11 protein-coding genes are annotated in these 8,954 nt (G+C 57.3%); 2 read left to right on the top strand and 9 right to left on the bottom strand.

All coding sequences use genetic code 11. From position 1 onward, the window contains the following. Nucleotides 1-152 precede the first annotated feature (152 nt). The gene (locus TQ39_RS06585; protein WP_050004958.1) at nt 153-419 is read right to left on the bottom strand and encodes a hypothetical protein; all 267 of its coding nucleotides are present in this window, start codon (nt 417-419) and stop codon (nt 153-155) included. 166 nt (nt 420-585) lie between these two features. Here TQ39_RS06585 and TQ39_RS06580 point away from each other — a divergent pair, with 166 nt between their 5' ends. Next, entirely contained in the window at nt 586-783 is a 198-nt protein-coding gene (locus tag TQ39_RS06580; RefSeq protein ID WP_009324763.1) for a helix-turn-helix domain-containing protein, read from the top strand. A gap of 97 nt (nt 784-880) precedes the next feature. Here TQ39_RS06580 and rpsR read toward each other — a convergent pair whose 3' ends face one another. The 6 genes from rpsR to TQ39_RS06550 form a co-directional block, all read right to left on the bottom strand. Beyond that, nucleotides 881-1,138: a 30S ribosomal protein S18 gene (gene rpsR / locus TQ39_RS06575; protein WP_009324761.1), complete on the bottom strand. Its 258-nt coding sequence runs from the start codon at nt 1,136-1,138 to the stop codon at nt 881-883. Between the two features lie 58 nt (nt 1,139-1,196). Next, nucleotides 1,197-1,667, bottom strand: coding sequence for a single-stranded DNA-binding protein (locus tag TQ39_RS06570; RefSeq protein WP_009324760.1), 471 nt, complete (start codon nt 1,665-1,667; stop codon nt 1,197-1,199). Continuing rightward, the gene (gene rpsF, locus TQ39_RS06565) at nt 1,667-1,984 is read right to left on the bottom strand and encodes a 30S ribosomal protein S6 (protein ID WP_009324759.1); all 318 of its coding nucleotides are present in this window, start codon (nt 1,982-1,984) and stop codon (nt 1,667-1,669) included. Before rpsF ends, TQ39_RS06570 begins: the two co-directional genes overlap by 1 nt. Nucleotides 1,985-2,244: 260 nt before the next feature. After that, nucleotides 2,245-3,117: a UTP--glucose-1-phosphate uridylyltransferase GalU gene (galU, locus tag TQ39_RS06560; RefSeq protein WP_050004957.1), complete on the bottom strand. Its 873-nt coding sequence runs from the start codon at nt 3,115-3,117 to the stop codon at nt 2,245-2,247. A 38-nt stretch (nt 3,118-3,155) separates the two neighbouring features. Continuing rightward, nucleotides 3,156-3,770, bottom strand: a complete 615-nt coding sequence (locus TQ39_RS06555; RefSeq protein ID WP_050004956.1) for a GNAT family N-acetyltransferase — start codon at nt 3,768-3,770, stop codon at nt 3,156-3,158. Nucleotides 3,771-3,800: 30 nt separating this feature from the next. Beyond that, a complete protein-coding gene (locus TQ39_RS06550; protein ID WP_009324756.1) occupies nt 3,801-4,781 on the bottom strand; it encodes an RING finger protein in 981 nt (326 codons plus the stop codon). Between the two features lie 155 nt (nt 4,782-4,936). Here TQ39_RS06550 and prfB point away from each other — a divergent pair, with 155 nt between their 5' ends. Beyond that, nucleotides 4,937-6,049: a peptide chain release factor 2 gene (gene prfB, locus TQ39_RS06545; protein WP_050004955.1), complete on the top strand. Its 1,113-nt coding sequence runs from the start codon at nt 4,937-4,939 to the stop codon at nt 6,047-6,049. A 145-nt stretch (nt 6,050-6,194) separates the two neighbouring features. Here prfB and TQ39_RS06540 read toward each other — a convergent pair whose 3' ends face one another. Continuing rightward, nucleotides 6,195-7,271 carry a zinc ribbon domain-containing protein gene (locus TQ39_RS06540; protein ID WP_050004954.1) on the bottom strand — a complete coding sequence of 359 codons (1,077 nt, stop codon included), beginning with the start codon at nt 7,269-7,271 and terminating at the stop codon, nt 6,195-6,197. A 321-nt stretch (nt 7,272-7,592) separates the two neighbouring features. Then, nucleotides 7,593-8,945 carry an MATE family efflux transporter gene (locus TQ39_RS06535; RefSeq protein WP_050004953.1) on the bottom strand — a complete coding sequence of 451 codons (1,353 nt, stop codon included), beginning with the start codon at nt 8,943-8,945 and terminating at the stop codon, nt 7,593-7,595. Between the last annotated feature and the right edge of the window lie 9 nt (nt 8,946-8,954).

Raw genomic sequence — 8,954 nt, 5'->3', positions numbered from 1 at the left:
AGAGCAAGGAAAATTGCCGCAGGCACCCTTTGTGGTTGTCAAGGCGATTTGACGAAGCTATGCGCGGAAATTCCCGCTTCAAGGACGATGTTTTCTTGCGCCAACACGCCTAATACAGGCGGGGCGCTTTTTGCTGCGGCGGGTTGAGAAGATCAGGCTTTGCTTGCGGCGTTCGCGGCGGCAAGGCAGGCCCCGCACAGCCAGCGCCTGCCGCCCAGGGAAACAAGGTCCTGTGCGCCGCCGCACGCACAGCACTGCGGGCGCGGATGGTTTTGGGCGCGCAGCAGCAGAGCATCCTGCGCGAGCAGGGCTTCCGCCTCCAGCACTTCGTCCGACGTCCAGCCCAGCAAACTGAACGCTTCCCGGGGCAGCACCACGCGATGCAAAGAATCCACGCGGCGGTCTTTCCAAAGGTTCATATATAAGCACCACCTTTTGTTTTCTTTTATCCTAACAAAAACAGCTTAAATAGTCAATCTATAAATATATTATTTTATAACACACTATTTTAATAACGACTATTTGTGCGTTTTACTATGCCATACAATAGAGTATAAAAGATACAACAAGAAATGAGAAATAAGCATGTTGCAATTTAACGTTCAAGCACTTTTAGACAAAAAAGATAAAACAAGATACTGGCTTGTAAAACAGATGGGAACGGACTATGCGACCGTGAACAAAATCTGCGACAACGCCAGCAAATCTGTGCGTATCGACACGCTGGAGCGTCTGATGAAAGCGCTGGACTGCGAAGTGCAGGACCTGTTTACCGAAGAATGAGCATCAGCCGCTCGGGCGGCAAAACGCCTGTGCTTTCGTGCAAAACAAAAAAGGGCCGCACGGTGTTAACCGTGCGGCCCTTTGTATGCCGGTAAAATCAGTCGCTCACGTAGGGCAGCAGCGCAACATGGCGCGCACGCTTGATGGCGACGGTCAGCTCACGCTGATGGAAAGCGCAGGTACCGGTAACGCGGCGGGGAATGATCTTCGCGCGCTCGGAAATGTACTTGCGCAGGCGGGGGATGTCTTTATAGTCAATGTGGTCGATACGGTCCACGCAGAAGCTGCAAACCTTCTTGCGGCGTCCACGGGGGCGGCCACCACGGCTATCCTGACGGTCTCTGTCGAAAGGCATGGTGTTTTCCTCCTTGTCTCAAAGTAGCGGAAGGGGCGCGCCGGGCACGTCCGCCTCCTTAAAACGGTAGATCTTCGTTGTCGTCGATCACGGCGAAATCGTCGGCGCTGCCGGCCGCATAGCTGACGGGCTCTGCGGGCGCGGGACGCGCGGCGGGAGCCTGCATGGGCGCGGGCGCGCCGTAGCCGCCCTGGCCGCCGGTGCTGCCGCTCTTTTCGCCGGTAAAGTGGACGTTGTTCGCAACGACCTCAAACGCATAGCGCTTGTTGCCGGTTTTGTCCTCATACGTGCGCGTCTGGATGGAACCGTCCACGGCGATGAGGTTGCCTTTGTGGAAATACTTGCAAACAAATTCCGCAGTCTGGCGCCAGACCACGATGTCGATAAAGTCTGCTTTGCGCTCTTCACCGGCACGCACAAAGCTGCGGTCCACCGCGATACGGAACGTGCATGTCGCAACGCCGTTCGGGGTGTGGCGCAGTTCGGGGTCCGCTACAAGGCGGCCCATCAAAGCTACAACATTCAGCATTATTTTGCCTCCGTTTCAGCTTTCGCGGGAACGGCTTCTTCTTTCGCCACGATCATGGAACGCAGCACGCCGTCGGTGATCTTGTAGACACGGTCGAGCTCGGCGGGGAAGTCGGCTTCACTCGTGAAGTTGATCAGAGTGTAAACGCCTTCGTTCTCCTTGTTGATCGGGTATGCAAGGCGACGCTTGCCCCAATCCTCGACAGAATCGATCGTACCATTCGCTTCGATGAGGGATTTGAACTTGCCGACCAGCGCGGCCGTGGCTTCCTCGTCGAGAGTAGCGGTGGTAACCAGCATTGTTTCATACTTTGCCATTTCTGTGCACCTCCTTTTGGACGTAAGGCCCCCGAAGGGGCAAGGATTACCTGCCTGTTCACGGCAAGCAATTAATTATACAATAAAAACACCGTGCCCGTCAAGCATATTGTGGACAGGCACGGCATTTTTTATGACTTGGTTTGTAAAGAACAGCCGCGAGCTGTTTTCGGCTCTGCGGCCGTTCCGGAGCCGTAACCGCTGAAATGCGTTTTGCGGCGCGGAACAATAAAAACCTTTGTCCTTATGCCTTCAACGCCCTACAGCGTTTTGGAAAGTTCTTTCAGGTAAGCGCGGAACGCCGGGCCGATCTCCGGATGCTTCAGCGCGGTCTCCACCTGGGCCTCCATCACGCCCAGCTTGTTGCCCATGTCGTAGCGTTTCCCGGTGAAATCAACGCCCGTCATGCCGCCGGTGCGCGCCAGCACGGCCATGGCGTCCGTAAGCTGGATCTCGCCGCCCGCGCCGGGCTGCGTCTTCTCGAGGATGCCGTAAATCTCCGGTGTAAGCAGGCAGCGTCCCAGGATGGAGAACAGGCTGAATTCCTGTCCGGGCGCAGGCTTCTCGATCATGTCGGTGATGTTGTACAGGTTGCCCGAAAGATGGTCCAACTTCATGGAGGAGTATTTCACGATATCGGCGGGAGAGACCTCCTTAATGCCCACGCAGGCCTTTCGGTACTGCGCGTAAGCGCGGCAGAGCTGCGCAGCTACAGGGTCCTCGCCCATGATGACGTCGTCGCCGTACAGAACGACAAAGGGTTCATCCTGCGTGAAGGGGCGCGCTTTCAGAATGGCGTGGCCCAGCCCCTTTGTCTCTTTTTGGCGCAGAAAAAAGATGTCCGCCAGGCCCGCGATGGAGCGCACGTCCTCCAGCATCTTTTCCTTGCCGGGTTTCGCAAGGCCGGCCTCCAGCTCGGGGGCGCGGTCGAAATGGTCTTCCATGATGCCCTTGCCGCGGCCGGTGATGATGAGGATCTCCTCGATGCCGGCGGCGACGGCCTCCTCCACGATGTACTGGATGGCAGGCTTGTCCACAATGGGGAGCATCTCCTTGGGCATGGCCTTTGTGGCGGGCAGCACGCGGGTGCCCAGGCCTGCCGCGGGGATGACGGCTTTACGGATCTTCTGCATGGGAAACATTCTCCTTTGATAGTTTCTTTTTTACAGCCCTACAGGGCGGGGAAAACATGAGCCGAGACTTCCTCCTCCACAAAATGAACGGCGGATTCATTCCAGTATTTTTGATACACCCGGCTGCCGTTGCCATCCAGGTTTAGCTGGTAAAGGCGGAAAGTGACCAAGAGATCCTTAGGCTGCCATTGCTCTTCATAAGAATACTGGTACTTCATCCCGATTTGCCGCATCACGCCGCCGCTTCGGGGATTGTTGACATCGTGCGTGGCCGTGATATAGGGCAGCCCGTCCCGCTTTACTTGTGCGGTGACGGCCCTTCCGGCCTCGGTAGCGATTCCCTGATGCCAGAATTCCGCGCGCAGGCCATAGCCGAAATCGTGGGGCTCGGCCATATCTACCTTGACATATCCGATGGGTCGGTTGCCGCGCTTCAGGCAGATGGCGTAGGCATAGGCCTGTGGCTCCGCGTAAAGGGATGCGTAGCGGTCTTCAAAGAATTTTCGGGCCTCATCCATGCTTTGCAGGGGAAACCAGGGCAGAAACCGGTTCACATCCGGATCGCGGTATATTTGATACAGGGCCTCCAGGTCATTCTCCGTGAATTTGCGCAGGATCAGGCGTTCGGTCTCCAGTGTGGGAGTATTGCTCAATTTGTTCCTCCCTTTTGCCCGAAGGGGATTTTAGTAAAGATAAAAGGCGGACATCAGGCGATCCGGCCCGATCCATGCGGAAAACGCAAAGCTGCACACCAGCAGCAGCACGCCCACCAGGACCACGGCCACACGGGACGGCCCGCCGCGGCGTTCCAGCTCGGTGCGGTAGCGGTCGTCGTCGGTGCTGTCGTCCTTCATGGCGCGCATCCGCCTGGCCGCGCTCTGGCGGAACAGGTAAAAACCGAACAGGCACGAGGCGATGCGAACGCCCCAGTTCAGAAGCCCGCACACTGTGATGAGCGTGGAGAGCGCCGAGGCGGAGAGAGGCAAAGCCGTGGCGATGCCCAGCGCAGCCATGAGCGAAAGGAGGGACGGGATGCTTACGATAAGGGACACCGCCAGCGCCAGCGCGCCCCAGCCCCACATTTTGCGGTAGAAGAAATAAAACTCCGGGATGAACAGCGCGCTCCAGCAAAAGCTGGTCTTGCGCCCGCTTTCATCCATGCGCTGGAACTGATACAGATAATACGGCGCGGAATTGCCGATGTACTTCATCCAGTCCTGCGTGGAGATGCCGTCGTATTCCTTGGCCAGATGGAGCTGCGTCATCACGTCGCCGGTGGCGTATTGCGCGCCCGGCCCGCCGAAGCCGCCGGGCATGCCCGTGCCGCTCATACCCGGCTCGGCATACTGTGGGCTGCTCTGCGCCGCCTGGGGCGGTACGCCCCCGCGCATGGGCTGGCCGCACCGTTCGCAGAACAGCGTGTCGGGCGGGTTCTGTGCATGGCACACAGGGCAGATCGGCCCGTTGGCATTTACGTCGGGCTTGGCCTCCGGCGGCACGTACTCAAAGCCCTTGCCGTGCTTGGCGCTGAACACGCACCGGCCCTCCGCGGCATAGCATTCCCGGTGATAGGGCGCACCGCATTCCGGGCAGATGACGATGTCGTCTCCCTCTTTCAATACTTTATGGCAGGATGCGCATTTGCAGCCTTTGTAATCCATCATGCAGGGGTTCCTCCAAATTTTCCTATATATCCCTATCTTACTCCAAACAGGCCGTGAAAGTAAAGGGCAAAGCGCCTTTACAAGCGGCTTTGTTTCAATTATAATAGAAAAATATGAACAAATACCATACTGCGGGAAAATAAAGTGAGGATTCTATGGTAATTTTAGATGAAGTAAAGCGCCGCCTTTCCGAGCTGGCGCCGGAAGTAACGGATCTGCACGACGCGCTGGCCATCGAGCGCAGCAGGGTGCGTCTGGAGGAGCTGGAGCAGAAGAGCGCCAGCCCGGAGTTTTACGACGACGCGGCAGCGTCCGGCGCGGTGTTTGCCGAGATGGGCGAGCTGAAGGACAGGCTGGAGCAGTACGCCGCTTTGCAGACCATGCTGGAGGATGCCGAAACGCTGCTGGAAATGTGTGCGGAAGACGACGACCCCGCCCTGGCGGAGGAGGCCGACGCGGCCGTGAACAGCTTGGACGCCAAGGTGGAGGAGCTGCGCCTTGTGACGCTGCTGAATGGAGAATATGACGCGAACAATGCCATCCTGACCTTCCATGCGGGCGCGGGCGGCACAGAGGCTCAGGACTGGGTGGAGATGCTGTACCGCATGTACACGCGCTTTGCCGCACGCCACAACTGGACCGTGAAGGTGCTGGACTATCTGGAGGGCGACGAGGCGGGCATCAAGTCCGCGTCCATTCTGGTGGAGGGGCACAACGCCTACGGCTTTTTGCGCAGCGAAAACGGCGTGCACCGCCTGGTGCGTGTTTCGCCCTTCGATGCCTCCGGGCGCCGCCATACCAGCTTTGCCTCGCTGGAGGTCATGCCGGAGCTGGACGACGCCATCACTGTGGAGATCAAGCCGGAGGACATCAAAATGGAGGTGTTCCGCTCCTCCGGCGCGGGCGGACAGCACATCAACAAGACAAGCAGCGCCGTGCGTCTCATCCATATTCCTACGGGCATCGTGGTGAGCTGCCAGAACGAGCGCAGCCAGTTCCAGAACCGCGACATGTGTATGAAGATGCTGGCCGCGAAGCTGTATCAGATCAAAGAGCGCGAGCATCTGGACAAGATCAGTGATATCAAAGGCGTGCAGAACGCCATCGCTTGGGGCAGCCAGATCCGCAGCTATGTATTCATGCCCTATACGCTGGTCAAGGATCACCGCACAGGCTTTGAAAACGGCAACGTCAACGGCGTGATGGACGGAGATCTGGACGGCTTCATCAACGCATATCTGAAAATGTCCAGCAAGGGCGAGCTGTAAGCGCGCCGCGGCTGAAAAACAGCAGTATTCATAGATGTGGATAGAGAAAAGCGCCCTGTTTTCCAAGTGAGGAAAACAGGGCGCTTTTGAAAGCTGTTTTTTGCCGCCGCCTTATGCGGCCGTGAATGGGCAATGGGAGGAAGCGTCAGGAAGGGAGCTGTGCACCGCACTGCGTACAGAATTTTGCCTGCGCACTGTACGGCGCGCCGCAGAACTGGCAATACCGGATTGCCGGCGGCTGAGGGTCGGGTTGAGCCGTGGAGGGCGGCACTGCGTCAGGTGCGAAAACAGGCCGCGGCGTGGGGGTGGGCACGGGCTGCGCAATGGGCTGGGCTGCAGGCTGCTGGGCAGCTGCCGGGTATGGTGTATAAGATGTGGCGGCCGCCGCGGAAAATGCGGTTTGGTATGCTTTGCGGATGGAAGACAGCATGGCCGAAACCTCCGGAACGGAGACGCGAGACGGATCAAGCGCGCGCACGACCTCACAAGCGATGGCGTCCAGCGGCGGCTCCATTTCGCGCCGGAGGAACGCGGCATGATACAAATCATACTGGCGCAGCGCATTGGAATAAATCGTTTCGCTGTGCCCGAGAAATACGGGAATACGTTCCAATACCAACGGATATGCGTTCATTAAATTGGCGCTTTCCGGTAAACCGCATACATAAGCGGCGGCGGGGTAAAGGATAACCGCCTGAACGTGTTGAGCGGGCATATAGGCAAAGCTGCTTGCGGCGTGCGCCCCGCTGACGGCGTCCAGCAAAAAAAGGACCTTTTGCTCGTATACGGCAAGAAACTGCTGGTTTTCGTTATCGTTCCAGATGAAATAGTACTTCAAGCGGGCGGATTTACTAAAGTAGACGCACCATGCGGTGAAAACCAATGCCCAGCTGATGAGCTGTACAAATGTGAGGGGAACATCCGCGCCGGGAAGAAAGAACATTCGAAAATACAAGAAAATATTGACAGCGCCGATTGCATAGTAAAAATAGCAGAATTCCCGCCGCCGTGTTCCCAAAAATATAAGCATAAGAACTTGCAGCACAATAACCAGCAAGGTGAAGAAAACCCATAGAGATGCGCCCGAACGGAGGAACGAGAGGGTCGAGTTGAGGTTGCTGAACATACCCAAAACCTGCGTGACGATAAAAAATATCATCCAGCCGCTTAATTTTCTGTATTCCAACGGTACGGTATCGTAATATTGCGTTTGATTCTGCACACGTTCCACCCCGTTTTTTCGGCCGCAGTACTGCGCGGGCAAGAATGCGGCACAATTTATGAATTAACTGTATAATAAAGCACGAATTTTGTCAATCCAACGGGTGATCAAACACTGCGCCTTTCTGCGTACAGGCGGAACAATAAAATATAGCAGCCGCGCTGCTGTTTTCTATGCACATCCGGGCACTTTGTACCCAGATGCTTGAGGTCTTAAGACCGTGGGCCGGGACGGTCCACCTAGCCGCTTCTTATAGCTTTGCTGTGCAAAGCTATAAAAAAACACGGCCGCCTCTGTTCCCAGGGCGGCCGTGTCCGTTTTTCAGATATGACGGATCTTTTTGTTGTACAGGCTGCGGTAGAATACCACTGCCAGCGTTACGGAGGCGACCTCCGCAATGAGGAAGCTGAACCACACGGCGTCCAGCCCGCCGAGCTTGGCAAGCACAAAAGCGCAGGGCAAAAGCAGCAGCAGCTGGCGCACCGCGCTCATGACCAGGCTGAGCATGCCGTCGCCCAGTGCCTGGAATACACTGGAAAACACGATGGCCACGCCCGCGAAGCAAAAGCTGACGGAGATGATGCGCAGGGCGGGAATGCCGATGGAGAGCATCGTGTCCGATGCGCTGAACAGGCTCAGCAGCGGGCCGGGCGCCACCTGGAAGATCACTGTGCCCAGCGCCATGATGGCGGTCGTCATCAGCAGCGAGAGCCGCGTAGCCTGCTGAATGCGCTGGCTGCTGCGCGCGCCATAGTTGTAGCCCACGATGGGCACCAACGCGTTGGTGACGCCGAACACGGGCATGAACACAAAGCTCTGCAGCTTGAAATACACGCCGAACACGGAAACAGCCGTCTCGGTGAAAGCGATGAGGATTTTGTTCATGCCGAAAGTCATCACGCTGCCGATGCTCTGCATGATGATGGAGGGCAGGCCCACCTGATAGATGCCCTTGATGGAGTGCCAGTCCGGCCGGAAGCGGCGGAAGTTGAGACGCACCTCATGGTTTTTCACATGGTTGATGCCGATGCCTACGGCCATGCCGCAGAACTGGCCGATGACCGTGGCCCAGGCCGCGCCTGCCACCCCCATGGCCGGCAGGCCCAGCCAGCCGAAAATAAAGACAGGGTCCAGGATGATGTTCACCACGGCGCCCGTCATCTGGCTGATCATCTGGTATACCGTCTTGCCCGTTACCTGCAGCACACGCTCCATGGTCACGGACATGAACAGCCCGAGGGAGAACACGGTAACGATCCACATGTAGTCCGTGCCGCCCGCGAGGATCTCGGCGTTCTGTGTGAACGCTCCCATAAACAGGCCGCTGCACGCCGCGCCGAACACCGCAAAAACAGCCCAGCTCAGCATGGTGACGAAGATGCCGTTTTCCGCCACTTTATTGGCGGCTTCAAAGTTTTTTTCACCCAAACGGCGGGACAAAAGCGCGTTGATGCCCACGGCGGTGCCCACGGACACCGCGATCATCAGGTTCTGCACCGGAAAGGCCAGGCTCACGCTGGTCAGTGCGTTTTCGCTCACCATCGAGACGAACACGCTGTCCACCACGTTGTACAGCGCCTGCACCAGCATGCTGAGCATGATGGGGAACGCCATGCTCGGCAGCAGCCTGTTGATGGGCTGCGTGCCCATGATATTCTCTCTTCTTTCTTCCATTTTTCACGA

The organism is Ruthenibacterium lactatiformans, from assembly GCF_000949455.1.
Lineage (GTDB): Bacteria > Bacillota > Clostridia > Oscillospirales > Ruminococcaceae > Ruthenibacterium > Ruthenibacterium lactatiformans.
Note: the sequence above shows the minus strand (reverse complement) of the source record. Positions and strands in the feature narration are given on the sequence as shown.